General features: G+C 66.2%; 21 protein-coding genes. 12 read left to right on the top strand and 9 right to left on the bottom strand.

Translation table 11 applies throughout. The annotated features are described in order from the left end of the window. Positions 1 to 37: 37 nt before the first annotated feature. Entirely contained in the window at positions 38 to 742 is a 705-nt protein-coding gene (locus H5393_RS05265) for an alpha/beta fold hydrolase (protein ID WP_182765718.1), read from the top strand. 74 nt (positions 743 to 816) lie between these two features. On the opposite strand, the gene H5393_RS05260 is transcribed toward H5393_RS05265, so the two are convergent. The 3 genes from H5393_RS05260 to H5393_RS05250 all read right to left on the bottom strand — a co-directional run bounded on the left by H5393_RS05260 (position 817) and on the right by H5393_RS05250 (position 6,587). Further along, positions 817 to 4,392: a family 20 glycosylhydrolase gene (locus H5393_RS05260; RefSeq protein ID WP_182765717.1), complete on the bottom strand. Its 3,576-nt coding sequence runs from the start codon at positions 4,390 to 4,392 to the stop codon at positions 817 to 819. Positions 4,393 to 4,584: 192 nt separating this feature from the next. Next, positions 4,585 to 6,399 (bottom strand): putative Ig domain-containing protein, encoded by a 1,815-nt coding sequence (locus H5393_RS05255; protein WP_182765716.1) that lies wholly within the window; start codon positions 6,397 to 6,399, stop codon positions 4,585 to 4,587. After that, positions 6,375 to 6,587: a hypothetical protein gene (locus H5393_RS05250; protein WP_182765715.1), complete on the bottom strand. Its 213-nt coding sequence runs from the start codon at positions 6,585 to 6,587 to the stop codon at positions 6,375 to 6,377. Before H5393_RS05250 ends, H5393_RS05255 begins: the two co-directional genes overlap by 25 nt. Before the next feature lie 321 nt (positions 6,588 to 6,908). Here H5393_RS05250 and H5393_RS05245 point away from each other — a divergent pair, with 321 nt between their 5' ends. After that, complete coding sequence (locus H5393_RS05245; RefSeq protein ID WP_182765714.1) at positions 6,909 to 8,189, top strand: O-acetylhomoserine aminocarboxypropyltransferase/cysteine synthase family protein; 1,281 nt, start codon at positions 6,909 to 6,911, stop codon at positions 8,187 to 8,189. Here H5393_RS05245 and H5393_RS05240 read toward each other — a convergent pair. Next, a complete protein-coding gene (locus H5393_RS05240; protein WP_182764652.1) occupies positions 8,186 to 8,380 on the bottom strand; it encodes a hypothetical protein in 195 nt (64 codons plus the stop codon). The two genes, H5393_RS05245 and H5393_RS05240, sit on opposite strands and share 4 nt — an antisense overlap. Positions 8,381 to 8,507: 127 nt before the next feature. On the opposite strand from H5393_RS05240, the gene H5393_RS05235 reads away from it, so the two are divergent. Further along, positions 8,508 to 9,638, top strand: a complete 1,131-nt coding sequence (locus H5393_RS05235; protein WP_182765713.1) for a homoserine O-acetyltransferase — start codon at positions 8,508 to 8,510, stop codon at positions 9,636 to 9,638. Then, positions 9,635 to 10,240 (top strand): methionine biosynthesis protein MetW, encoded by a 606-nt coding sequence (gene metW / locus H5393_RS05230; protein ID WP_182765712.1) that lies wholly within the window; start codon positions 9,635 to 9,637, stop codon positions 10,238 to 10,240. The genes H5393_RS05235 and metW overlap by 4 nt, the downstream gene beginning before the upstream one ends. On the opposite strand, the gene H5393_RS05225 is transcribed toward metW, so the two are convergent. After that, the gene (locus H5393_RS05225) at positions 10,237 to 11,136 is read right to left on the bottom strand and encodes a 5'-3' exonuclease H3TH domain-containing protein (protein ID WP_370585931.1); all 900 of its coding nucleotides are present in this window, start codon (positions 11,134 to 11,136) and stop codon (positions 10,237 to 10,239) included. The two genes, metW and H5393_RS05225, sit on opposite strands and share 4 nt — an antisense overlap. Positions 11,137 to 11,188: 52 nt before the next feature. Between H5393_RS05225 and lnt the strand changes: the two genes are divergently transcribed. The 3 genes from lnt to H5393_RS05210 are packed head-to-tail and all read left to right on the top strand — an operon-like array spanning position 11,189 to position 14,066. Continuing rightward, on the top strand, positions 11,189 to 12,754 hold the full coding sequence (gene lnt, locus H5393_RS05220; protein WP_182765711.1) for an apolipoprotein N-acyltransferase: 1,566 nt from the start codon (positions 11,189 to 11,191) through the stop codon (positions 12,752 to 12,754). Then, the gene (locus tag H5393_RS05215) at positions 12,741 to 13,526 is read left to right on the top strand and encodes a polyprenol monophosphomannose synthase (protein WP_182765710.1); all 786 of its coding nucleotides are present in this window, start codon (positions 12,741 to 12,743) and stop codon (positions 13,524 to 13,526) included. Before lnt ends, H5393_RS05215 begins: the two co-directional genes overlap by 14 nt. Beyond that, on the top strand, positions 13,527 to 14,066 hold the full coding sequence (locus H5393_RS05210; RefSeq protein ID WP_182765709.1) for an FxsA family protein: 540 nt from the start codon (positions 13,527 to 13,529) through the stop codon (positions 14,064 to 14,066). It abuts the gene before it with no gap. 2 nt (positions 14,067 to 14,068) lie between these two features. Here the strand turns inward: H5393_RS05210 and H5393_RS05205 are convergent, their stop codons facing one another. Both H5393_RS05205 and H5393_RS05200 read right to left on the bottom strand, forming a co-directional pair. After that, positions 14,069 to 14,410: an RNA polymerase-binding protein RbpA gene (locus H5393_RS05205; RefSeq protein ID WP_182764647.1), complete on the bottom strand. Its 342-nt coding sequence runs from the start codon at positions 14,408 to 14,410 to the stop codon at positions 14,069 to 14,071. Between the two features lie 54 nt (positions 14,411 to 14,464). Continuing rightward, on the bottom strand, positions 14,465 to 15,190 hold the full coding sequence (locus H5393_RS05200) for a glycerophosphodiester phosphodiesterase (RefSeq protein ID WP_255436343.1): 726 nt from the start codon (positions 15,188 to 15,190) through the stop codon (positions 14,465 to 14,467). Positions 15,191 to 15,342: 152 nt separating this feature from the next. Between H5393_RS05200 and pdxY the strand changes: the two genes are divergently transcribed. Beyond that, positions 15,343 to 16,194 carry a pyridoxal kinase PdxY gene (gene pdxY / locus H5393_RS05195; RefSeq protein ID WP_076058855.1) on the top strand — a complete coding sequence of 284 codons (852 nt, stop codon included), beginning with the start codon at positions 15,343 to 15,345 and terminating at the stop codon, positions 16,192 to 16,194. 65 nt (positions 16,195 to 16,259) lie between these two features. Here the strand turns inward: pdxY and H5393_RS05190 are convergent, their stop codons facing one another. After that, positions 16,260 to 17,798: a UDP-N-acetylglucosamine 1-carboxyvinyltransferase gene (locus tag H5393_RS05190; protein ID WP_182765707.1), complete on the bottom strand. Its 1,539-nt coding sequence runs from the start codon at positions 17,796 to 17,798 to the stop codon at positions 16,260 to 16,262. Between the two features lie 91 nt (positions 17,799 to 17,889). On the opposite strand from H5393_RS05190, the gene lpdA reads away from it, so the two are divergent. Together lpdA and H5393_RS05180 are read left to right on the top strand one after the other, a co-directional pair. After that, on the top strand, positions 17,890 to 19,290 hold the full coding sequence (lpdA, locus tag H5393_RS05185; protein WP_182765706.1) for a dihydrolipoyl dehydrogenase: 1,401 nt from the start codon (positions 17,890 to 17,892) through the stop codon (positions 19,288 to 19,290). Positions 19,291 to 19,396: 106 nt separating this feature from the next. Continuing rightward, positions 19,397 to 20,167 (top strand): SDR family oxidoreductase, encoded by a 771-nt coding sequence (locus H5393_RS05180; RefSeq protein ID WP_182765705.1) that lies wholly within the window; start codon positions 19,397 to 19,399, stop codon positions 20,165 to 20,167. A gap of 7 nt (positions 20,168 to 20,174) precedes the next feature. Here the strand turns inward: H5393_RS05180 and H5393_RS05175 are convergent, their stop codons facing one another. Continuing rightward, positions 20,175 to 20,618 (bottom strand): PTS glucose transporter subunit IIA, encoded by a 444-nt coding sequence (locus tag H5393_RS05175; protein ID WP_182764641.1) that lies wholly within the window; start codon positions 20,616 to 20,618, stop codon positions 20,175 to 20,177. A gap of 92 nt (positions 20,619 to 20,710) precedes the next feature. Between H5393_RS05175 and H5393_RS05170 the strand changes: the two genes are divergently transcribed. Continuing rightward, positions 20,711 to 21,133 carry an HIT family protein gene (locus tag H5393_RS05170; RefSeq protein ID WP_182764640.1) on the top strand — a complete coding sequence of 141 codons (423 nt, stop codon included), beginning with the start codon at positions 20,711 to 20,713 and terminating at the stop codon, positions 21,131 to 21,133. 263 nt (positions 21,134 to 21,396) lie between these two features. Further along, a complete protein-coding gene (locus H5393_RS14835) occupies positions 21,397 to 24,462 on the top strand; it encodes a putative mucin/carbohydrate-binding domain-containing protein (protein WP_182765704.1) in 3,066 nt (1,021 codons plus the stop codon). The last annotated feature ends 74 nt before the right edge of the window (positions 24,463 to 24,536 follow it).

Below are 24,536 nucleotides of genomic sequence, written 5' to 3'. Positions count from 1 at the left end.
TGGAGCTAGCAGGTCACCGAACCCGATGGAGCTCCCCATGGACATCATTCTCATTCCCGGACTCTGGCTGGACGGCTCCTCTTGGGAGCGCGTCACCCCCGCCCTGCTGAAGGCCGGTCACCGCGTGACCGCCATCACACCGCCAGGCCACGATGGCGCGGACCCCCGCCACGTCACCTACGCCGACCTCGTCGCGGCCATCGTCACGGAGATCGACAGCGCCAGCGGTCCCGCCATGCTCGTCGGTCACTCAGCCGCGTGCGCCGCCGCCTGGGCAGCAGCTGATCGCCGGCCTGACCGCACGGCCAGGGTGCTGTTGCTGGGAGGTTTCCCCATCCCGGATGGCATGATGCTGTTGGACGGCTTCGAAACCAACGACGACGGCGTCCTGCCCTTCCCCGGCTGGCAACCATTCGACGGCCCGGACATCGCCGACCTCAGCGAGGGGGACCGGGCCTGGCTCGAGGGCCACATGTCTCCGGCCCCTGCCGATTACGCCCTCGGCACGCAGTCGCTGGGCAACCCGAAGCGCTACGACGTGCCCGTTGTCATGGTGTGCCCCGAGTTCTCGGAGGCCGACGTGCGCAACTGGATCTCGCAGGGCTTCGCGCCCGTGTCGGAGCTGCCCAAGGTCCGGCACCTTGCGTACGTGGAACTGGATTCCGGCCACTGGCCGCAGGCCAGCCGCCCCGATGACCTGGCGCGCGTTCTTCTGGCGGAGGCCGACCCCACCCACAGCTGAGGGGAGTGGACGGCATGAGGAGGCCCCCGGCCGAGGAAACGACCGGGGGCCCAACTCTCAGGAGAGACTGGCCGTTACAGCTGCGCGGGCGAACCAAACATCACGATGTTGTTGAACACCCAGTCATTGCTCTGCGAGAAGGCGTAGCCGCCCGACTGCTTCGCAGTTGCGGCGTACACCGTCGTCATCGTGTAGGAACGGCACGCGCCCCGACCGGTGGCGGCCGTGTCGCACTCGGTCTTCCACTGACGCCCACCAGAGGTGAACACGCCAGCCGTGGTCGAGCTCGGATCACCCAGGGGGTTGCCCTTCCACGACTCACGGGTCATGTACGGCAGGTAGGTCAGGTTGTTGAACGCCCAACCCGACTCCCGCACGAACTGGCCGTTTTCCATCTTCACCACTGTCGCCCAGATCTCCGTGCGGCAACGCTCCGTCTGTGAGTACGGCTCACACGACGTGTTCCACTGACGACCGTTGAACGTATGTGCGCCCGGCAGCGTGTACGGGGCCGTGCGGATGAACTTGCCGCCGGGCGGCGTTGCCGTCCGTGTCGGCCGAGGGGAGGGCCGGGTCGGTGTCGGTGAAGGTGACGGCGACGCGGAGGGTGTCGGTGACGGCGAAGGAGACGCCTTCGGGGTGACCGTGAGCGTCAGCTCCACCGTGGTGCTCAGACCCTGAGCGTCAGTCACGGTGACCTGGACGGGATACGCACCTGCAGCTGTGGTCGTCGTACCCGAAATGAGGCCGTCGCCATCGATCTGGAGCCCGGTCGGCAGCCCGGTGGCGGCGAAGGTGACCGGAGAGGCGTCCGCGACCCTGACCGCCAGCGACAGGGGCTTGCCGCTCTCCACGGTGGCGGAGTCCACCATGACGACCGGCGCGTTGGTGTCCGCGCCTGCGACATCGACCGAGAATTCACCCAGCGTCGTCCAAGGATGGGCCGGGTTCTGCGCCGACTTCGACACCAGCAGGAGGTACTGGGCCCGAACCAATTCGGTGAAGGGGATCCACTGCGGCGACTGGCCGGCGGGCAGCTCACCCTCCGCAACCTTCGTCCAACCTGCGGGCACCGCGCCGGGAGTGCCAGTGGTCGTGGTGGCGACGGCGCGGTCGTTGGTGGCGTAGATCTCGAATCCCTTGATCTGGCCGTTGACCGCCCCGGATGAGACGCCCTGGCGGGGGGTGAGCGTCACCGCGCAGATGTCCGCTGCGTTCGCCACGCCGACGACCAGCTGATGCGGATGGGCGGGTTCGACGCCGTTCCACTGCGTGTGCCAGAACGTGTTGCCGTTGCCGTCGATGACATTGACAGCAGGCGCTCGCTCAGAAGAGTCATTCTGCTCACTCGAGACCCGCACCACCTCGCTGGGCGACGTGACGTTGGCCGTGCACGAGAAGTTGAGCGGCACGCTGGTGGTGCGTTGCCGCTCCTCACCGCTGCTGTCGGTCCACGAGGTCACGAACTCCAGCGCCTCGGCGCCGGAGGGGCCGGCGTTCGGGGTGATGCGGAAGGTCAGGTCACGCTCGCCCTGAGCGGCGAGGTCGCCCACCTGAGCCTCCTCGATGTCGACCAGCCAGCCCTCAGGCACGACGGGGGTGACAACGACGTTGCCGACCGCTGCGGCCTCAAGGTTGCGGATCGTGACGGGCACGCGTGCGGTGACACCTGCGAGCACTCGGCCGAGCGACCCAGCCGTGGTGGCGACGCCGTCGCCAACCAGGGCGAAGACGGTTGCCTCGTGGTGGTTAGGATCCTGCTGCGCCACTTCGGGGCCGTCCACCACGAGCGGCATGTTGGAAATCGCGTTGGCGATCGTGAAACCACCGTCGACCTGGCGGATCCACCACTTCTGCAGGTTGCCCGCTTCACGTGGCGTCGAGGTACAGGTGGTCATGGTGGGCACTTGCCCGAAGGTGTTAGGGGCCCTCAGGTTGAGCGAGTCACCCTCAGCCATCGCGAGGCATTGATCACCCTGGGCGATCTTGTAGTAGCCGTCCGCGGTTGAGGTGAAGTTCCACGTCGAGGCGGTGTCAGTCATGGTGACCGCGGAACCGGCGGTCAGGTTGGCATTGCCGACCCGGACCCCGTAGTCCCCGGGAACGAGGGGTGCGTAGTCGACCGACAGGGTGTTGGGGCCGTCGCCCAGCTCCTGTCCGAGCTGCTTGAACGCCGCGTAGGTGGCGGCCGGCCGATCGATGCTCCACGTGGCCTGAGCGAGGTAACGCAGGGTCTCGTGGATCTGGGCGAAGAGGGCGTTTTCGGTGGTGCCGGGACCGTTGTCCGGCCACAGCACCATCTTGCCGCCCAGTATCTTGCCCGTGGTCGCCGAGTCATCGATGGCGCGACCGTTGTAGATATGCGGGGTCCAGCTCTGGTTCCAGCGCGCCTCAGCGGAGCCCCATGCCCCGTTGCGGGTGAAGTAGAGGCTGCTGTCGGTATTGACGATGTCGTTTCCGTCGCTCAGCGTCTTTTCCATGGTGCGTCCGTAGGAGTACCAGTACTCGACCATGACGTCCTTGTCGAGGGCGACCAGGTTGTCCTGAGCGGGGATGCCGTCGTTCCAGATGCGCAAGTTCGCGCCCTCAGCCTTGACGTGTGCGTTGATCTGGTTGATGAACCAGACGACGAGATCGCTTTCCGTCGCAGTGGGACCGAACTTCTCCCGGGCAGCCGCGATGATCTGCGGATAGTTCTGGAACGAGCCAGAGCCGAGGAGGTACTCGTCAGCGCCCATGTGATACCAGTCCAGACCGAACTTCTCGATGTACTCGGAGGCGAGGTTCTTGACCACGTCGAGGGCTTCGGGCTTCGAGATGTCGAGCTGGGTCGGCTGACGTACGCCGCTGGCGTTGACGAGCTGGAGGTGGGGGAGGTTCTGCAGCCACGGGCCCATGTGGCCTGGGGAGTTGACCTCGGGGACCAGCTCTACGTGGTGCTGCGCAGCGAACTCGGCCAGGTGGGCCGCCTGCTCGTTGGTGTAGTACGACCAGAAGGTGGCCTCGGGGTAGGCCTCGGACTCGACCTTGAGCTCGATCCACAGTTCGTTCATCTTGTAGTAGGCCATCTCCTTGATGACCTGCTCGAACTTCTCCATGGAGATGTTGACGATGCATGCGCAGATGCCGACCGAGCGGATGGGGTAGGCGGGGATGTCCACGCTGCTGCCGGCCGGAATGGCCGACGTGGTGCCAGCCAGCACGGCCCATTGGACGGCGGTCTGCCCGCCGTAGAACAGACCAGCCTCGGTGGCGGCCGTGATGGCGATGCTTTCGCCCACTTCGATCCGATAACCTTCATCGCCGAGGTCGGTCTGCGAGGCATCCAGGGTCAGTGCGACGTCGCCGGTGCCGGCACTGCCGGTCGTCGTGACCACGTCAGTGTCGAGTGCTGTGCTCAGGTCTACGGCGATCTTGGCGGCCTCAGCCTCAGCGCCGGCGCCAGCCACGACCGTGGTGTCGGATGCGAACTGGAACGAGCCGGTGCCCGGCGTCCAGTCCGAAAGTCCCGGGATGGAAGCCGGGGACCCGTTCGGGGCGGCCTGGACGGGGTCTGCAGCGGCGGCTGGTGGAGCCACCGCGGTGACCGCCATGCCCGCGATGAGCGCGGTGGCGGCCAGAACCCCGAGGAACGGTCTGCGTTTCGTCATTGAACGACATCCTCTTTCGTCGACGCGAACCGGTTTGATAAACCGGTTTTGTTCCCCCATCGTCACGGCACCGGCCGTTCATCTGCAAGCAGCCGGCCCAATTTCACCGGATATGACAAGAGTGAGTGCTCATTTCGTGACGGAGCCCCCGGAGGACAAGTCCTCGGGGGGCTCCGACACCTCATCGCAGGGTTACCTCCAACTGGGGGCTCCGAACATCACGATGTTGTTGAACACCCACTCGTTCGACTGGCTGAAGGCGTAGCCGCCCGAAGCCTTGGGCGTCGCCGCATACACCGTCGTCCACGTGTAGGAGCGGCACGCGCCCCTGCCCGTCGCGGCGGTGTCACACTCGGTGCGCCACTGCCGGCCGCCGGAGGTGAACACCCCGTTCGTGGTCGAGCCGAGATCACCCAAGGGGTTGCCCTTCCACGCCTGACGGGTCATGTACGGCAGGTAGGTGAGGTTGTTGAAGGCCCAACCCGACTCGCGGACGAACTGCCCGTCCTCCATCTTGACCACGGTGGCCCAGATCTCGGTGCGGCACCGCTCCGTCTGCGAATACGGCTCGCAGGTGGTGGTCGTCCAGTTGCGGCCGTTGAGCAGGTGCTTGCCCTCAAGGGTGTACGGCGCCGTGCGGACGAACTTCGCCGGCTGGGTCGGGGTGGGGCTCGGGGTGGGAGCGGCCTTCTTCGCCACCGTGACCTTGAAGGACACCGTGGCCTCACTCTCCTGGGCATCCCGGACGGTGACGGTCACGTTGAACACCCCGTCGACGGTGGGCGTGCCGGAGATCACTCCGGTGGCCGCATTGATCTGCACACCAGGGGGAAGCCCCGCGGCGGAGTACGTCAACGGCAGTGAGTCGTCGGTGGCCTTCACCGCGATGGAGAGTGCGGTGCCCACCCTGCCGGAGGTCGCCGCGACGGCCTGGATGGCGGGCGCCGTCGTGTCCACGACAGTGAGGGCCGTCGACGCCGAGTTGGCACCGTCTGAGGCGGTGAGCGTCACCGCTCCCAGCGGCAGGTCCTCAGGCAGCACCAGAGTCGTGAAGAACAACCCGAGCTCATCAACCATGCCGAAAGCAACAGCCTCGTCCCCGAGGGTGACGGTGACAGTTTCCCCGGGCTCAAGGCCGCCCGCGCTCAGTTCCACGGAGGCTCCGGCGGCGGCTGCCGCGGGTGCCGCGACGAAGCGCGGAGTGGGCGCGAGGTCGGCCAGCTCAGGCGACGACCCGGTGAGCACGACGATGGCTTCCAGCTCCGCTGCGTGCGCCCAGGGCTGCCCCTCGGGGTAGTCATCGGCGCCGTTGGCGTTGTCGGGCACGGCGGTGCGCGAAACGAGCTTGAGATAGCGGGTCGTGACGGGTTCGTCGAACGTGACCGTCTTCGGCGTTGTGTCGGCGCTCGAGAAGGAACCAGCCTTGATGAGCGTGTAGGTCGCATCCGCCGGCTCAGCGAAGGAGTAGCCCCGGAGTTCGGCTTCGGTGCGCTCACCGAAGGTGCCGGCTCCGGCATAGAGCTCGAAGTCAACGATCTGCCCGTTGCACGCGGTCGCATTGTTGGGGTACTCGCACGTCGGGTAGCTGCGCGGCACATAGACGAGCGAGTCGACGGTCTGGACGGATCCCAGGTCCAGCACGATGAAGTGGGGGTGCGACGGGTTCACGCCGTCCCATTGGGTGTGCCAGGAGGTGGTGATGTCGCCGTCGATCGCCGCGGTCACCAGGCCATTTCCAGGAATGCTCGCGCCTTCGGCAGGTTCGGCCGAATCCCAGGCGACCACTCCGGGGATGTCCAGTGGGGCGAGGACGGGAGTCAGCGGGATGGATGTCGCCATCGCTGCGTAGTCGCCGGAGGCCGTGTAGAGGCCTACCGTGACCGTGGCGTCCGCGCCGCTGATGGGCGCGCGGAGGGTGACGGACTTGCTGGTCTCGCCAGGGGCGACCAACTGTCGGCTGGGGGAGACCTGCCAACCACTGTTCACGTCAACGGACAGGACGGCCATGGAGTGAGGTCGTCGATGGAGAAGGTCAATGTCGCATCTTCGCCGCCGACGAGCTGTTCGGGGACGCTGGTCAGCGTTATCGTGAGGGGCGGATCCTCAGCGGCCGCCTGAGGGGCCACGCCCGCGGCCAGGCCCAACGTCAGGGCGACGGCGGCGAGGATCCCGAGGAATGGTCTGTGTTTCATCATTGAAAACATCCTTCGCGTCGGAGGGAACGACCGGCGTATACCGGATGGCGCCATCGTCTCCCTCCTGACCCCTGATTGCGCGATTTCCGCGAACAAAGTCCCTTCTGGGAGCGCTGTGGAGCGCTGGTCCGCGTCCGCGGCGTGAACGCCGCGCCCAATCCGCTCACTACTTGTGAGCGCTCCGCCGATGCCGAAGTTAACTTCACCCTGTGCGCCACAGCGGTTGTCGGCCGGTGTCCGCTGACCGCGAACTGGGATGCCTTCACTGCCGGGAGAGTGGGCAGTAAGTTCACGCTCACACCCTCGACTGAAGGAACACCCATGAGCTACCGCCCGGAGACCTTGGCCGTTCATGCCGGCCAGGAAACGCCTGATCCCACCACCAACTCCCGCGCCGTCCCGATCTACCAGACCACCAGCTTCGTCTTCGACGACGCCGAGCATGCCGCAGACCTGTTCGCGCTGCGGAAGCCGGGCAACATCTACTCGCGGCTGATGAATCCCACCAGCGACGTGCTCGAGCAGCGACTCACGGCCCTCGAGGGTGGCGTCGGCTCACTGGTCACGGCGTCCGGTGCCTCGGCAGTGACGTACGCGGTGCTCAACCTGACCTACTCGGGCGACAACATCGTCGCCCTCTCCACGCTCTACGGCGGCACCTTCGCCCTCTTCGCGCACACGCTGGCCCAGTTCGGCATCGAGGCGCGTTTCGTGGACCCCGGCAAGCCGGAGGAACTGGCCCAGCACGTCGACGAGAAGACCAAGCTCGTCTTCGGCGAGACCGTGGGCAACCCCGCCCTCAACGTCGTCGACCTCGACGCCTGGTCCGCCGCCGCGCACGAACTGGGCCTGCCGTTCATCGTCGACAACACCGTCCCGACGCCGCACCTCACCCGGGTGTTCGACCATGGCGTCGACGTGGCCGTGCATTCCCTCACCAAATACCTCGGTGGCCACGGCACCTCGCTGGGCGGGGTCCTCATCGACTCCGGGAACTTCGACTGGAACGCGCACGCGGAGCGTTTTCCGGGGCTCACCGGCCCGGACGCCGCCTACCACGGGGTGGTCTGGACGGAAGCCGTGGGCAACCTTGCCTACATCATCAGGGCGCGCACCGTCCTCATGCGCAACACCGGCGCCACCATATCGCCGTTCAACTCATTCCTGGTCCTGCAGGGCGTCGAGACGCTCCACCTACGCATGGAGCGCCACAGCGAGAACGCCCTCAAGGTGGCGCGCTTCCTGGAGGAACACCCCAAGGTCGACTGGGTGAACTACCCGGGCCTCGAGTCCAGCCCCACCCACGAGATCGCGCTGCGCGTCCTCAAGGGCGGCTTCGGCGGTCTGGTCTCCTTCGGCATCGCCGGCGGCCGGGCGGCAGGGCAGCAGTTCGTCGAATCACTTGAGTTGTTCAGTCACCTGGCCAACATCGGCGACGCCAAGTCGCTCGTGATCCACAACGCCTCCACCACCCATTCGCAGTTGAGCGACGAGGAACTGGCCGCGGCGGGCGTGCCAGCTGAGATGGTGCGACTCTCGGTGGGGATCGAGCACATCGACGACATCATCGCCGACCTCACGCAGGCGCTGGACCAGATCTAAACGCCTTCGTTGCCCACCTGTTCGCGCGGTGCGTTTTCCTGGTGGACACGCGTCTCCTCGACGCTGTCCTCCGGGATCGCACCGTCGGCGGAATGGGCGTGTTCCTCGTCCATCTCCTCGACCTCGTCGGCCTGGGGGTCGACCAGGGGCACGGACTCCGAAGCGGGGTCAGGGCGGCGATCTTCAGACATCGGTCCTCCTCAACTGGGTGGTCTTCGTCAGGCTAGCGGCTCCCCGTGTCGCCGGGAAGGGTCGACGCCCCACAAGCACAGTGACCACACCTCGCAGTGGGTTGCCGGTTCCTGTAAGAATGGGCCGGTGACTTCCCCTCGCAGCGTCGGACTGGTCGAGACCCACTCGGCCCGCCTCTTCGACGACGGCTTCGCCACCCGCAGCGGCACCACGTTGCCCTTCGTGGATGTCGCCTACGAGACCTACGGCAAGCTGAACGCCCAGCGCAGCAACGCCATCTACATCTGCCACGCGTTGACGGGCGACGCCCATGCAGCAGGCTTCCACGAGGGCGACAGCAGACCGGGCTGGTGGGACAACCTCATCGGCCCGGGCAGGGCGATCGACACAGACCAGTGGTTCGTGGTGTGCTCCAACATGCTCGGCGGTTGCCAGGGCACCACCGGCCCCGCGTCGATCAACCCGGCCACCGGCGAACCGTACGGGCTCGACTTCCCCCTGCTCGACATGGGCGACTTCGTCGCCGTGCACCGGGGCCTCGCGCGCCATCTGGGCATCGAAAAGTTCGCGGCCGTCGTCGGCGGCTCCCTCGGCGGAATGCAGGTGCTGCAGTGGGCACTCGACCACCCCCAGGACCTCTCCCGGGCCATGATCTTCGCCGCGTCCTCACGCCTCACGGCACAGAACATCGCCTTCTCCGCGGTGGGCCGACAGGCGATCATGCGCGACCCGCACTTCCACGACGGTGCGTTCCTCTCGCGGGGAAGCGCGCCGGACATCGGCCTGTCCGTGGCGCGTATGCTGGCGCACATCACCTACCTCTCGGAGGAGGCGTTCCAGGAGAAGTTCGGGCGCAACGCCCAACGCGGCGAACTGTCGCCGAACTTCGGCATCGACTTCGCCGTCGAGAGCTACTTGGAGTACCAGGGCGAGCGGTTCCTCAGCCGCTTCGATGCGCTGAGCTACCTGTATCTCACGCGGGTCATGGACTACTTCGACGCCTTCTCGGATCCTTCGGCCCTCGACAGGCTGGTTGCGGATCCGGTGAAGTTCCTGTTGATCAGCTTCACCAGCGACTGGCGGTTCTCGACCGCGCACACCCGTCGCATCGTGAGGCATCTCGAGGGTGCACGGATCCCCACCTCGTTCCGGGAGATCGAATCCACCTGGGGCCACGACTCGTTCCTGCTCGAACTGCCCGACTACCACGCGACGGTGCGGGCGTTCCTGGACAGGGCCGCAGAGGAGACCGCGTGACCTCCAGCCTCTTCAGGCCTGACCTGGCCATCATCACGTCCCTGATCCCGGAGGGGAGCCGGGTGCTGGACCTCGGCTGCGGCAACGGCGATCTGCTGGCCATGCTGCACGCCAAGGGTTGCACCGGCACCGGCGTCGATGTTGCCCCGGACCGGGTGCTCAACTGCCTGCGCCGCGGCGTGGACGTCATCGAACTGGATCTGGACACCCAACTGGGGGAGTTCGCCTCGGACTCCTACGACTTCGTGGTGCTGTCGCGTACCCTCCAGACGGTGCACAGGCCCCGCGCCGTCCTCACCGAGATGGGCCGCATCGCGCTGCATTCGATCGTCTCCATGCCGAACTTCGCGCACTGGCGCAACAGGCTCCGGCTCATGCGGGGCCGCATGCCGATGTCGAAGGACCTGCCCTTCAAGTGGTACGACACGCCCAACGTGCACCACACGTCGCTCACGGATCTCGAACCGCTCTTCAGCAAGCTGGGCATGGTCATCGACCGCCGGATCCCGCTCGACGCCGAAGGCCACCCCCACAAGCTGGGGAACCTGGCGGCGAACTGGGCGGCCAGTTCGTCGCTCTACCTGTTGCACGCCCGCCGTTAGGCGTCGGCGGACAACACCTTCAGCAGGCGCTCCATCGAGCCGCCGAGGGCCAATTCCTCGCTCAGTTCAGTTGCCCGCTCGGTGTTGACGGCGCCCCGCTGGAGAAGTGGTAGATCCAGCGTGTCCACACAGGTGACCACCTCACGGGCCTTCACCAGGTACTCGACGTCTGCAAGGAGCTTGGACCGCATGGACGGCGACATCCCGGATCCCGGCTCGACGGCGGCCTCAACCATGGCCTCGAGGCTGGGATAGGTGTTCACCAGCGCGGCCGCACTCTTGTCACCGATGCCCTTGACTCCGGGAAGACCGTCGGAGGGGTCGCCGCGCAGCACCGCAAAGTCGACGTAGCGATCGGCGGAGAGCCCATACTTCTGGGCGAGCACCTCCGGCGTCACCAGTTCGTGCTTGGCCACGCCGCGAGCCACGTAGACGACGGAGGTCCGGGGGTCCACGAGCTGGAACAGATCGCGGTCGCCGGTGACCACCAGCGTTGTCCCCGCGTGCCGGCGGGCGAGCGTGGCCAGCACGTCGTCGGCCTCATGGTCCTCCGCGCCGATGATGGGAATTCCGGTGGCATCCAGCGCCGCCCGGATCATGGGGACCTGGATCGTGAGGTCGTCGTCGACCTGTTCGATCTCCGCTCCTGCCACCTCGACGACACGGTGGGCCTTGTACGAGGGGATGAGCTCCACCCGCCAGTCGGGCCGCCAACTGATGTCCCAGGCGCACGCGATCTCATCGGGGGAGTACTGCTGCACCAGCCGGGAGATGAAGTCGAGCGTGCCACGCACGGCATTGACAGGACGGCCGTCCGGAGCGTGGAAGGTGGCCGGGACCCCGAAGAACGCCCGGAAGTACAGGTATGAGGTGTCGAAGATCATCAGCGTGCTCACCCGGCCATGGTGGCACACCGGGGGAGTGGGGGACTGGGGGTAGGCTTCCCGCGTGATCTCGCGACCCGCACTGCCCGTCGGCGTCTCAGCATTGCTGGCCGTCTGCATCGGCCTGCTGATCGGTTCCGGCCAGGCACCTATGGGCGTGTGGCCCGCCACGATCGCGGGCCTGGCGCTGTTCACCTGGTTCATGGCGGCGCGCCGCCCGGGGCCGGCGTTCGGTTATGGCTATCTGATCGGTCTGGCCATGAACGTGCTGACGGTCTCGTGGGTGTCGGTGCTCGGCTTCTGGGTCGGTGTCGCGCTGGTCGCCTTCCTGTCGCTCTGGTGGGGCCTGCTCGCCTCGGCGGTGGCGCGGCTGGTGCGGCTTCGGTTCTGGCCGTTGCTGGTGCCCGCAGCCTGGGTGGCCATGGAGTTCGTGTCAGGCAAGATCCCGTTCGGCGGCTTCTCGTGGACCAGGCTGGGGTTCACAGTCGTGGACCAGCCGATGTCCGGGTGGCTGGGTTTCGTCGGCGTCACGGGGGTGTCCTATCTGGTCGCCCTGGTGGCCAACTCGCTCCTCTTCGCGGCTGTGGACCGCAAGCGCCGGGTCAGGGTGCTGGCAGGCGCCCTGGCCATCTTCGTCGTCGGCGGCCTGCTCAACCTGGCGCCGCACGCTGATCCCGAGACCACCGTCACGATCGCCGTCGTGCAGCCCAACGTGAACCGGCAGGAGCACGGCACGGGGTCGTACGCCCGCTCAGTCACCAACAACGCGCTGAGCGAAACCGTGTTCGCGCTGGCTGAGGCCCGCACCGGCGAGTGGCCCACGCTGGACTTCGTGCTGTGGCCGGAGAACGCGACGGACGTCGACCCCATCCTGGATCCGGAGACCCGGCGCATGGTGGAGGTGGCCGCGCTGTTGGCCGAGGTGCCGATCTTCGTGGGCGCGGTGATGAACGGCCCCGAACCGGACACCCGCCAGACGTCCAGCCTCTGGTGGGACCCGTTGGACGGGCCCGGAGACATCTACCACAAGCGCGACCTCGTGCCCTTCGGCGAATGGATCCCGTTCCGGGACGTGCTGCTGCCCAGGTTGCCCATCCTGCGTCAGATCGGCCGCCAGTCGATCCCGGGGGAGGGACCTGGGGTCGTCGACGCCCCCATCGCAGAGAACCCGCACCTCCAGGTGGGCACCATCATCTGCTTCGAACTCGCCTATGACGACACCAGTTACGACGCGGTGCGCGGCGGGGGCGAAATCATCGTGTCCCAGTCGAACACCAACACCTACGGTGGCACCTTCCAGCCCGCCCAGCAGTTGGTGATCAACCGGGTGCGGGCCATGGAGACCGGCCGCGAGGTGGTCGTCTCGACGCTCAACTCGCTCACTGGGCTCGTCGACACGCGGGGTCGGGTGCACGACCTCACCTCGGAGTTCGAGGCGGCCAACCGCATCCTGACCGTCCCGCTGCGCTACAGCATCAGCCTGCCGGTAAGGATGGGCTCTGCGCCGGCCTGGGCCGCGCTCATCGTCACGCTGGCGGCTTTGGCCTATGCCTACCGTCGCCGTGGACCGGAGGCCGGTAGCATTGCCGGGAACAACTCACCCCAAGGACAGCCACATGACCAGCACTGACGCGCTCGACCGGGTGCTCGTGATCATCCCGACGTACAACGAGTCGCAGAACATCGAGAGCATCACGAACCGGCTGCGCAAGGCCGTGCCGCACGCGCACATCCTTATCGCGGACGACAACTCGCCGGACGGCACCGGTGAGATCGCCGACAGGCTGGCAGGCGGGGACGAGAACGTCCACGTGATGCACCGCACCGGCAAGCAGGGTCTGGGGGCCGCCTATCTCGCCGGCTTCGAGTGGGGGCTGGAGCGCGGCTACGGCGTCCTCGTGTCCCATGACGCCGACGGCTCACACCAGCCCGAAGAACTGCCGCGCCTCCTGCAGGCCATCAATGAGGGTGCAGACATGGTGAAGGGCTCGCGCTGGGTGCGCGGTGGCTCGATCGTGAACTGGCCCGCGTCGCGCGTGCTGATCTCCAAGGGCGGCTCGCTCTGGACCAGGCTGATGCTGGGCATCCCGGTCAAGGACGCCACCGGCGGTTTCAACGCCTACCGCGCCACCACGCTGCGCGGCATGAACCTCAACGAGGTCGCGTCCGCGGGCTACTGCTTCCAGATCGATCTGGTGTGGCGGGCCATCAAGCACGGTTTCAAAGTGGTGGAGGTTCCCATCGAGTTCGTGGAGCGCGAGTTCGGCGACTCCAAGATGAACCGCAGCATCGTCGTCGAAGCACTCATCCGCACCACCCTGTGGGGCATCGACCACAGGCTCGGCCAGCTCGGCCGCGCCCTGTCCGGCCTCCTCGGGCGCGGACGACACAGGGACCGCTAAATGGCTGGCAGACGCGGCGCCATGGCGCTCAGCGTCACCGCCATCGTGCTGCTGCTCCTCGTGGTGGCAGAAGTCGCTGCCATCATCTGGGTCGCCGGCGAGATCGGCTGGTGGACGCTGGTCCTTATGGTGGGCACCACGTTCCTGGGTTTCTACCTGATGCAGCGGGAGTGGCGGAAGGCCTGGGCAGCACTGTCCGAGGCGATCCGCTCCGGCCAGCTGCCCACCGGGCGGATGGCCGACGCCAGCCTGGTGCTGGCGGGTGGCATCCTCCTGACGGTGCCCGGGCTTCTCACGGACGTCCTCGGTCTGTTGCTTCTGTTGCCTTTCACCCGGCCGTTCGTCAGATCAGCCATCACCTGGTGGGCGGCACGCGTGCTGAAGCCGACGTCGATCGTGGCGCCCACCGTCATCAAGGGTGAGGCCACCGCGGAGGGCCGCTCCGCCGAAACCCTCATCCCGGGCATCACGAGACGAAGCGACGAGGCCGCCGACGGAAACGTGATCCGCGGCGACCTCGACGATGAAGAGTCGGTCTAGTTCTAGTAGAGCCTGTCAGACTCGCGCAGCTTGGCCAGCTGCTCCTCGAGGATGTCTTCCAGCTCAGGGATCGAGCGACGTTCCCGCAGCATGTCCCAGTGGGTACGCACGGGCTTCTCGACCTTCTCTTCGCCCACGACGCCGTCGGAGCGTACGGCCATGAGGCCACACTGCTTGCACTCCCATTCGGTGGGGAGTTCGGCCTCTGCGGCGAAGGTCACTTCGAAGTGGTGTCCCTTTGGACAGTCGAATCCAAGGTTCTGACGTTCTGCGAACTCGATCCCCTGCTCGTCTTCAAAAGTCTTCGAGCCGAGACCGACGCCACGCAATGCACGATCAGCCATCTTCTTCCCTCCCTCGTCTGCCAATTTCAACGAACCGGGAACCGGAAAGGTTCCCTACTGAGTAGACCACATCCCCCGCGCACGGAGGACGTCTTTGAGCAAGTCCGGCCGGTCTGTGACGAGGCCGTCGACGCCCCAGTCGATCAGCCGGTGCATGGTGGTGGGGTCGTCCACGGTCCAGACGTGGATCTTCCGGCCGGCGGTGTGGATGCGCTCGATGTTCTTCGGGGTGACGATGTCCACGGTCACCGGGCCGATCGGATGCTGCAGCGGCACCTGATACACGTCGCCGCCGGGCGAGATGGCCCCCATGGTGAGCGCCGCCACCCCTGTCGGTGACACTGCCGTGGGCACTTGGGGGAGGAGGCTTCGGAAACGCCGGATGCGGGTACGGGCGAATGACCCGACGCATACCCGTCGCTCCGCGTTGTGTTTGACGATGGCCTGCACCAACGGGTCCACGGCGGTGACGGACTTGATGTCGATGTTGAAGTTGATGTCCGGGAACGTCTCGAAGAGTTCATCGAGCGTCGGGATGGGCTCGCGGTCGCCGACACGCAGCTCGCTCAGTTCCGCCAACGTGAGGTCACGCAGTGAGCCGGCGACATCTGTGACGCGGCCGAGGCTCACGTCGTGGAAGGCCACGAGGTGCCCGTCGCTCGTGGTGTGCACGTCGGTTTCGAGGTAGCGGAAACCCAGCGCCACGGCGTTGGCGAAGGCCCGTGTGGTGTTCTCGATCCCGTGATTGGCGGTCATGAACGACCCGCCTCGATGAGCCATCGCCACGAACTCGGGGGAAAGGTAGTCGGGATACACCGCCGCCATAATCGATCATCGTATGGGGTGACCACGTGTTTCGCCACCGGCTGATGCGATTGACCGCCAGTCGTGCCCAAATGGTTACGGAGGCCCCGGGATGTCAAAATGGGCCAATGACCACAGTCCTGTCCATCCAGTCAGCCGTCGCCTACGGCCACGCAGGGAACTCCTCAGCGGTTTTTCCGCTCCAGCGCCTGGGTGTCGACGTCTGGCCGGTCCACACTGTGAACTTCTCCAACCACACCGGCTACGGCAGTTGGAGGGGTCCGCTGATCCCGGCGGGCGACGTGTGGGAGGTCGTCCAAGGCATCAACGACAGGGGAGTCCTGGGAAGGGTCGACGCGCTGCTGTGCGGGTACATGGGTGCGCCCGAGGTCGGCAAAGTGATCCTGGATGCCGGTGCCCTCATCAAGGAGCAGAACCCCGAGGCGCTCTTCTGCGCTGATCCGGTGATGGGCGACGTCGGTCGCGGCTTCTACGCCCGCCCGGGCATCCCCGAGTTCTGGCGCGATCACGTCGTCGGGGCCGTGGATATCATGACGCCGAACCTGTTCGAACTGGAGTTCCTGACCGGGCGGCGGACCACGTCGATGGCCGGCGTCATCGAGGCCGCGCAGGAATTGCGGGCGAGGGGGCCGCGGGTGGTGGTGGTCACCTCTGTCGTCGGGGCCGACGCCTCGGCCGATGTGATGCGGATGGTGGCCGTCGACGATTCGGGCGCCTGGGAAGTCACCACCCCGGTCATCGACCGCACCTTCACCGGCTCCGGGGACCTCACCACCGCCGTGTTCTTGGCGAAGTGGCTGAAGACGCAGGATTCGGGCGATGCGCTGGGCCAGACGGCCTCCGTCGTCTACTCGGTGCTGGAGGCGACGGCGGCGGCAGACCACGCGGAACTGCGCCTCGTGGCCGCACAGAACGACCTGGTGGACCCCCGGTTCGTCTTCATGGCCACCCGCCTCTGAACGCCACCCCGAAAGACAGCGACGCCGGGCACCCTCGGCAGAGGGAGCCCGGCGTCGGGGTCTACTCAGACCTGGGCCGGTTCGCCCCAGAAGGTGTTGATGCTGGCGCCCAGCTTGTTGAGGCGCTGGGGAAGGTCCTCGTAGCCGCGGTTGATGACGTAGACGTCCATCAGGGTCGTGGTGCCGCGGGCCGCGAGCGCCGCGAGCAGGAGGCACACGGCCGGCCGAAGCGCCGGGGGCGATTCGATCCGACGGCCGCGCCACCGCGTCGGGCCGATGATCAGCAGGCGGTGGGCGTCCATCAACTGGATGTTCGCGCCGAACTCGGAGAGCTTCTTCAGGTGGATCGCCCGGTTGTCGTAGACCCAGTCATAGATGACGCTCTGGCCGGAGGCCGTGGCGCAGATAACAGCGAAGAACGGAAGGTTGTCGATGTTGAGGCCGGGGAACGGCATGGGGTGGATCTTGTCCAGCGGCGCCGTCAGGTCTGACGGGATGACCGTGACGTCGACGAGGCGGGTTTGACCGTTGCGGCTGCGGTACTCGGCAGAGCGCTGGAGAACCTGACCCATCTCGTCCAGGACGGCGAACTCCACCTCGAGGAACTCGATGGGGCAGCGGCGCACGGTGATCTGGGAGCGGGTCACGATGCCGGCGGTGAGCAGGCTCATGGCCTCGATGGGGTCTTCGGAGATGTGGTACTCCACGTCGGCTTCGATGCGGTCCACGCCCGTGATGGACAGGGTGGTGGTGCCGATGCCGTCGATCCGCACGCCCAGCATCTGCAGGTAGAAGCAGAGGTCCTGCACCATGTAGTTTCCCGAGGCGTTGCGCAGCGTGGTGACGCCGGGGGTCCGGGCGGCCGCCATGATGGCGTTCTCCGTCACGGTGTCGCCGCGCTCGATCAGCGTGATGCTGCGGTGCTCTTCAGTCCTGTCGCCGATGGTGGCGTGGTAGTGACCTTCCGTCGCCTCGACCGTGAGTCCCATCCGGCCGAGCGCCGACATGTGGGGGTGCACGGTGCGCGCCCCGAGGTCGCAGCCTCCGGAGAAGGGGAGGCGGAACTCATCGAACTCGTGCATCAGCGGCCCGAGCAGCATGAGGATGGAGCGGGTGCGGCGGGCAGCACGGGAATCGATGGTTTCGGGGGTGAGTTGGGTGGGGCGCTTGATCTCGAGGTCGTTGTCGCCGATCCAGGTCAGCTCGACGCCGATGGAGGTCAGCACCTCGGAGATCCTGTCCACCTCCTCGATGCGCGCGATGCCCCGCAGCACGGTGCGTCCGTGGTTGAGGAGGCTGGCGCAGAGGATGGCCATGGCTGCGTTCTTGGAGGTGCGCACGTCGATCTCGCCGGACAGCTTGTTGCCGCCCTCGATCTCGAAGTTGACCGTTCCCTCGGTCACGGTCTGGATCAGTGGCATCTCCAAGGCCTCCGCGAGGCGTCCGATCATGCTCAGCGAGAGGTTCTGCTGCCCGTTCTCGATGCGGTGCACGGCGCTCTGGACGGTGCCCAGTTCGTCGGCCAGCTTCTGCTGGGACCAGCCCCGCGACGATCTAGCGTCGCGGATCATCCGGCCGATGGACTCACTAGTAGCTGCACTCATCGACACAGGTTATCTCATCGATGAGATAATCGGAGTATCGCGAGGATGGTTTGATGTCACGGGAAGATCAAAGAGCACTAGAGTGGCACTCATGAGCTCTGAATTCGACGTCGTTGTCCTCGGCGCTGGACCAGGTGGCTATGTCGCCGCCATCCGCGCCGCCCAGCTCGGCCTGAAGGTCGGCATCATCGAGAAGCGCTACTGGGGCGGGGTCTGCCTCAACGTCGGATGCATTCCGACGAAGTCGCTGCTGCGCAACGCTGAGCTGGCTCACATCTTCAACCATGAGGCCGATGTCTACGGCATCGAGGGCGAGGTCACGTTCAACTACGGCAAGGCCTTCTCGCGCAGCCGTGCGGTATCGGAGCGGATGACCAAGGGCATCCACTTCCTCATGAAGAAGAACAAGATCACCGAGATCGACGGCTGGGGCACCTTCACGGACGCCAACACCATCGAGGTCGAGAAGGACGGCGGGGAGAAGCAGATCGTCTCCTTCAAGAACTGCATCATCGCCGCCGGCGCCGTCACCCGCATGCTGCCCGGCACCCAGCGCTCCGCCAACGTCGTGACCTACGAGGAGCAGATCCTCGCGGACTCGCTCCCCGGCTCGATCATCGTCGGCGGTTCCGGCGCGATCGGCACCGAGTTCGCCTACGTGCTGAGCCAGTACGGCGTCGATGTCACGATCGTCGAATACCTGGATCGGATGGTCCCGACGGAGGACGCGGAGATCTCCACGGAACTGGCGAAGGCCTACAAGAAGCTCGGGATCAAGGTGCTGACCTCCACCAAGGTCGAATCCATCGAGGACACCGGCTCCGGCGTGCGCGTCACGGTCAGCCCCGCCAAGGGTGGCGACCAGCAGGTGCTGGAGGCAGACCGCTTCCTCTCCGCGATCGGGTTCGCCCCCCGCACAGAGGGCTACGGCCTCGAGAAGACCGGCGTCGAGCTCACCGAGCGCGGCGCCATCGCCATCGACGACTTCATGACCACCAACGTGGCGCACATCTACGCCATCGGTGACTGCACCGCCAAGATGATGCTCGCCCACGCCGCAGAGGCCCAGGGCATCGTCGCCGCCGAGCAGATCGCCGGCGAGCACCCGCACCCGATCAACTACGAGATGATTCCGCGCGCCACCTACTGCCAGCCGCAGATCGCCTCCTTCGGCTACTCGGAGCAGCAGGCCAAGGACAAGGGCTATGACGTCAAGGTCGCGAAGTTCCCCTTCGCCGCCAACGGCAAGGCCTGGGGCCTGGGCGACGCCACCGGCTTCGTCAAGATCGTCGCGGACGCCACCTATGGAGAGATCCTCGGCGCCCACATGATCGGCCCCGATGTCACGGAACTGCTCCCGGAGCTCACCCTGGCCCAGGCGTACGACCTCACTGCTGAGGAGATCGCCCACAACATCCACGCGCACCCCACGCTGTCAGAGGCCATGAAGGAGGCCGCCCACGGCATCGCGGGTCAGATGATCAACTTCTGAGAGTGCGCAGGCTGCAACGAAACCCCCCGCCACCCCGGTGCCGTGGGGTTTCGCCTTTCTCCGGCTGGGCCGGGCTAGGCTCAAGGCAACGAGGGAGGGTCGGGAGATGACTGGATCGCCGGGATTTCGCGTCGACGGTGAGGTGGCCGTCGTCACCGGGTCGTCGAAGGGGATCGGCCAAGCGATCGCCGTGGCTCTGGCGGAGGCTGGTGCCCGAGTCGCTGTGACGGCGCGTCAAGAGGACTCCCTTGCGGAGACGGTCGCGTTGATCGAGGCCGCTGGGGGAGTGGCGCTGGCGGTGGCCTGGGATGTCCGTGATCCGGATCGAGCAGCCCACGCAGTCGCTGAGATCGAGGCGAAACTCGGGCCGCTCACGCTCGCGGTAAACAACGCCGGCATCGCGGGGCCCACACCGGCCTTGGACATCACGCCCGAGTTCTGGCGCTCTGTCCAAGGGACCAACTTGGACGGCCTGTTCTGGTGTTGCCAGGCAGAAGGCCGGGCGATGATCGCCAACGGGCGCGGCGCGATCGTCAACATCGCCTCGATCTCCGCCACCATCGCGAATCGGGACCACGATCAGGCCGCGTACAACACGGCGAAGGCCGGGGTGGTGCACCTGTCGAAGTCGTTGGCCGTCGAGTGGGTGCGCAACGGGATCAGGGTCAACGTGGTCAGCCCCGGCTATACCGCCACCCCGATGAACTCTCCGGAGCGCGTGGGCGACCTCCTGCCAATATGGCGGGACTCCACACCCATGGGACGACTGGCCGAACCCCGCGAGATCGCCCTGCCCGTCTTGTTCCTGCTCAGCCCTGCCGCAAGCTACATCACTGGTGCAGATCTGTTGGTCGACGGCGGCTACTGCTGCTGGTGACCGTGGATCAGACGGTGAACAGGGGATCGCCGACAGCCACGTCGGCCCCGACCGCCGCGCCCGTCACAGAATCCGGTGCGTGGTCCATGACGGCGACGACCACCGTCGTGGAGACTCCTGGCTGATCGATGTCATCCGGGTTCCAGGCGACAATGGGCGTGCCCGCGCTGACGGAGTCGCCCCTGGATGCGAGGACCTCGAAGCCGTCGCCGTGGAGTTGCACGGTGTTGATCCCGATGTGCACGAGGATGCCGACGCTGTCGTCGACCATCAGGATGAACGCATGGGGGTCGACCTTCAGCAGCCGTCCGTCGGCAGGAGCAAGGATCTGCGCGGGACCGGCGAGCGGCTCAATCCCCACGCCGGGACCGACGATCTGCTCACTGAAGACAGGGTCATCTACGTCGCGCATCGCGATCACATGGCCGGCACATGGCGCCAGAATCTGCATGGAAACTCCTCAGTTTCACATCATCTTCTCACGCAACTTCTTGGGGGGTCCGACGGCCCCGGCATCTCGTGGAGGTGGCTAGCATCGTCCCCATGACAGCATGCATCTTTTGCGGGATCGTGGCCGGGGCGGTCCCGTGCGCCAAGGTCGCCGAGGATGACACGACGTTCGCCTTCATGGACATCGATCCCGGTTCGGAGGGCCACCTGTTGGTGATCCCGAAGCGGCACACCGCCGATCTCATGGAGATCGCCGGAGACGATCTGGCGGCCACCACGCTCGCTGCGCAGCGGATCGCCAAAGTCATGGTGTCCGAACTCGGCGCCGACGGCGTCAACCTGCTGAACTGCAGCGGCGAGGCGGCCTGGCAAACCGTCTTTCATTTCCACCTGCACGTGATCCCGCGTTACCGCGACAAGAACAAGGACCGGCTGCAGTTGCCGTTCGAGCCCGGCAGGCCGGCAGACACTGATGCCATTGCACGACAGGCAAAGGTGCTGGCTGCATCGCTCTGAGCGGAGAAGCCCCCTCCCGGCGACCCCAACCCGTATGACCGATAAGCTACATTATGTCATTTCGCCCGGTACGACCCCCATCATCGGTCGTCCGATCACTAAACGTGAGCACAAGGAGAAAAGCTCTCGGACGTGACCGTTCGCTCCGTCTACTTTCGCGGTGCGGCACAACCCGGCCAACGTCGGACGGGAGCAGCTGCCGCCGTCACACCGCGACTGGTGTTGGAGATTCCTTGTCACATTCAGTTCGATTAGCGAGAACCGTGTCAGCAGTACTCCTGGCATGGGCCATGGCGATCACGTTCGCCATCAGCAGCACGGCCAACGCCGAGGCCGCCGTCACCCATACCCGCACCCTGGCTCCCCTCACAGCAGGAAACAACGTCATCACCCAAGTAGGCACCAACCGAGGTCGCGGAATGATGCGCGAATCACTCGGGATCTCCGTGAGTTCCGGTGCTGTCGTCGAAGCACGCGTGACCAACGGTGTGGGCGACGTCACCATCGCGCTCACCACCGACGACCACCAGCAGGACGTCCAACTCGCCTTGCCCGTGGACGGATCGTGGCTGCCGCTCACGGCCAAGAAGGACAGCGCCGTCTTCGCACGGTCGAAGCAATGGGCCACCGCGCCGCAGATTGAATACCGCGTCGCGACGGGGACCGAGCACGTCATGCCCGAGTTCCGACTCAACAACTCTCAAGCGACCTTCGTCCAGCAGTGGGCCGGAGGCACCTCGCCCTTCGCGCTCATCGTTGACCAGGCGTTCACGATGCTGATCCCCCGCGTGGATCTGCCCAAGATCCAGGACTTCTCGTGGTCGGACTACACCGACCTGAATCACGTCATCCAGAGCTACCGCCACCTGCTCGGCACCTACAACGGATGGCTCGGCATCGACGACGCGCACAGCAACCCCGTGCACCACGACCTCCCGCAGGCGTACTTCATCCGCCCGGACATCAACGGCCCGGGCCTTGCCTACTACGGTCCCAACAACGCCATCGGCACGAACAACAACTCGGTGAGCTACTACCTGCAGGGCCCCGGCTCGTGGCTGATTCTCCATGAAGTCGGCCACGGCTACGACGGCATGATGACCGGGTCGAGCGGTCCCCTGGACATGCAGTTGGGCGAGGTGTGGAACAACGTCTACGCCTACCAATACCAAGCGCACGTGCTCGGCCATACGAGTAACTGGCTGTACAACAACGGCCGCGCGGCAGACCAGAAGGTGTTGGACGACGCACGCCGTAGCACCAACGGCCAGAACTTCGGCGCCATCAACGTGCGGCTCCGTCTCGACGTGCTGGCGCGAATCGCGGAACTCACCGGCGCAGACGGATTCAGCGGCTTCAACCGCTCCCTCCGCGAGTTGCGCGCAGACCCCTCCTTCACCGGATGGCCGAGCCGCACCGACCTGATCGCGGAGCACTGGGGAGCCAAGCAGGGCTATGACCTCCTCCCCTGGTTGGCCCAGTTCGGACTCCCGGTCAGCCCTAGGGTCGAGACAGCGATTCGTGACCACGCGCAACTGCCGTCGGTCCTGCCTCTGGGCGATTACTTCACCGACTATGCGATGGCGACGGCAGCGGCGAACACGTTGGGGCTGGCCTCCCCCGGCCAGCTCGTCTCCACCCTCGACCTCCAGACGCTGAGCTACGCAGGTAGCCTCAAGGCCCAGGCGAGCATCGGCGACCCGAACCGGATCAAGGGCCGTAGCGCCACGGTCTGGGCCGGTTCCCGGCTTGTCGGCCAGGCGGCGTTCGTCAATGGTGTGGCTGACTTCGGACAACTGCCGATCGGCACCTACACCGTGCGCTTCCCGCAGGACTCCGCCACCGGGACGGTCCCCCAGCGTCAGAGCGTCAAGGTGAGCCAAGGCGGTAACACCGTTGCGTCTGTCGCGTACCCGGCAACGGCAGCGCGCAGCGCCGTCAACGCGACGCAGCTCAGCCTGCTGGGACTGGGCGACGGCAACTTCGCCAATGTCGTGCACGACCCCGCCACCGCTACCTTCACCGTCAACGATGGGCTCGGGGCACCCCACTCGTACTTCACGGACGAATACGCCCGCATCACGGTGACATCCGGCACGACCACGCTGTTCGACCGCAGCTTCATCGGCAACGCCGGCCGCAGCGGCATGGCTCGCTCCACCACGGTCCCGGCCTCTGCTGGAAACATCGTCACCATCAAGCACCGCGAACACAACAGGCTGGTTGAGACCGACGCCAACACGGGCGCGGCCAAGCCGAGCCTCAACGCGACGGCGATGACCACGCAGTATCAGGTCACCGACCACGGCTTGATCAAGGTGGGCGGCACGGGCAATGTCCAAGCGGAGTTTGCCGCCGCGCTCGGGGTTGCCTTGAGCGACCTCCGCGACACCGCCGACGCACAGCCCGGCACGCGACTTGACGTCGTCGCTTCCCAGCTGCGCAACGCGATCAACGAGGTGACCGACGCCAACCAACGCACCGCGCTGCTCAGCGGCTACGGCGCACTTCTCGACGGGCTCCTTCGGCCCGCCACCGTGTCGGCCGCACCACTGACGTTGACCAGTGCGCTGGCATCCCAGCCGGGTCAAGAGAGCTCACATCTCTTCGACGGTGATCTCACGACCGCGTTCCACTCGCCGTGGAACACGGCCGTGACACTCCCCTACAACATCGACGTGTCCCTGGGAGCGGCGCCTATCGAGTTGAGCTCGCTGGTGCTCACCCCGCACACCGGGGGCGGTTCCGGCGCAGCCAACGGCCGACCTGGTCAATACCGGGTGCTGATCGGCAACGACGCATCCTCCGTGGTGGAGGTGGCTACGGGTACCTGGGCCAATGATGCCAACACCAAGCTGGTCTCCCTGCAGGGGCAGGCCAAGTTCGTGCGGCTGCAGATCCTCAGCACATATGGGGCTCCCGCCAACACCTACGTCGCGGCTCGTGAGTTGCAGATCTTCGGCCGAGCGCCTGGGTCCCTCACGGTCACGATGGCTCGCACCGACAACATCGCCACGCCCACCGTCGGGAATGTGCTGACGTTCCGCGTCACGTACCGCAACAACACCGGGTCGGCGCTCACTGCGTTCCCTCGCTCCAGCAATCTCGCCGGGGCATTGACCACAGGCACTCCGAACTGTCGTTACTCCAACCTCGCAGCCGGTGCGACGCAGGCGTGCACGACCGCGAAGTACACGGTGACTGAAGCGGATGTCGCCGCCGGTCTCTTCCGGCCCGCCCTGGTGTTTGACGCCGCCGCGGATTCGGCTGGGACCAGCGTGCTTCAAGCGGCTTTCGTCGCCACGCTGCCCGCCGTGGAGGTCGGCTGATGTGAAATGGCGCCCGGCGCCCCCCGTTGGAGGCTCAACGCCACAGCGAGGACGCCGGGCGCCTTCGTCTGGCG

The sequence above is a fragment of the Tessaracoccus sp. MC1756 genome (assembly GCF_014164735.1).
Taxonomy (GTDB): Bacteria; Actinomycetota; Actinomycetes; order Propionibacteriales; family Propionibacteriaceae; genus Arachnia.
Note: the sequence above shows the minus strand (reverse complement) of the source record. Positions and strands in the feature narration are given on the sequence as shown.

What these genes read in the sequence shown, in the direction of transcription:
- H5393_RS05265 (WP_182765718.1), top strand. Translation starts at nt 38, where the DNA reads ATGGACATCATTCTCATTCCCGGACTCTGGCTGGACGGCTCCTCTTGG.
- H5393_RS05260 (WP_182765717.1), bottom strand. Translation starts at nt 4,392, where the DNA reads ATGACGAAACGCAGACCGTTCCTCGGGGTTCTGGCCGCCACCGCGCTC.
- H5393_RS05255 (WP_182765716.1), bottom strand. Translation starts at nt 6,399, where the DNA reads ATGGCCGTCCTGTCCGTTGACGTGAACAGTGGTTGGCAGGTCTCCCCC.
- H5393_RS05250 (WP_182765715.1), bottom strand. Translation starts at nt 6,587, where the DNA reads ATGATGAAACACAGACCATTCCTCGGGATCCTCGCCGCCGTCGCCCTG.
- H5393_RS05245 (WP_182765714.1), top strand. Translation starts at nt 6,909, where the DNA reads ATGAGCTACCGCCCGGAGACCTTGGCCGTTCATGCCGGCCAGGAAACG.
- H5393_RS05240 (WP_182764652.1), bottom strand. Translation starts at nt 8,380, where the DNA reads ATGTCTGAAGATCGCCGCCCTGACCCCGCTTCGGAGTCCGTGCCCCTG.
- H5393_RS05215 (WP_182765710.1), top strand. Translation starts at nt 12,741, where the DNA reads ATGACCAGCACTGACGCGCTCGACCGGGTGCTCGTGATCATCCCGACG.
- H5393_RS05210 (WP_182765709.1), top strand. Translation starts at nt 13,527, where the DNA reads ATGGCTGGCAGACGCGGCGCCATGGCGCTCAGCGTCACCGCCATCGTG.
- H5393_RS05205 (WP_182764647.1), bottom strand. Translation starts at nt 14,410, where the DNA reads ATGGCTGATCGTGCATTGCGTGGCGTCGGTCTCGGCTCGAAGACTTTT.
- H5393_RS05200 (WP_255436343.1), bottom strand. Translation starts at nt 15,190, where the DNA reads ATGGCTCATCGAGGCGGGTCGTTCATGACCGCCAATCACGGGATCGAG.
- pdxY (WP_076058855.1), top strand. Translation starts at nt 15,343, where the DNA reads ATGACCACAGTCCTGTCCATCCAGTCAGCCGTCGCCTACGGCCACGCA.
- H5393_RS05190 (WP_182765707.1), bottom strand. Translation starts at nt 17,798, where the DNA reads ATGAGTGCAGCTACTAGTGAGTCCATCGGCCGGATGATCCGCGACGCT.
- lpdA (WP_182765706.1), top strand. Translation starts at nt 17,890, where the DNA reads ATGAGCTCTGAATTCGACGTCGTTGTCCTCGGCGCTGGACCAGGTGGC.
- H5393_RS05180 (WP_182765705.1), top strand. Translation starts at nt 19,397, where the DNA reads ATGACTGGATCGCCGGGATTTCGCGTCGACGGTGAGGTGGCCGTCGTC.
- H5393_RS05175 (WP_182764641.1), bottom strand. Translation starts at nt 20,618, where the DNA reads ATGCAGATTCTGGCGCCATGTGCCGGCCATGTGATCGCGATGCGCGAC.
- H5393_RS05170 (WP_182764640.1), top strand. Translation starts at nt 20,711, where the DNA reads ATGACAGCATGCATCTTTTGCGGGATCGTGGCCGGGGCGGTCCCGTGC.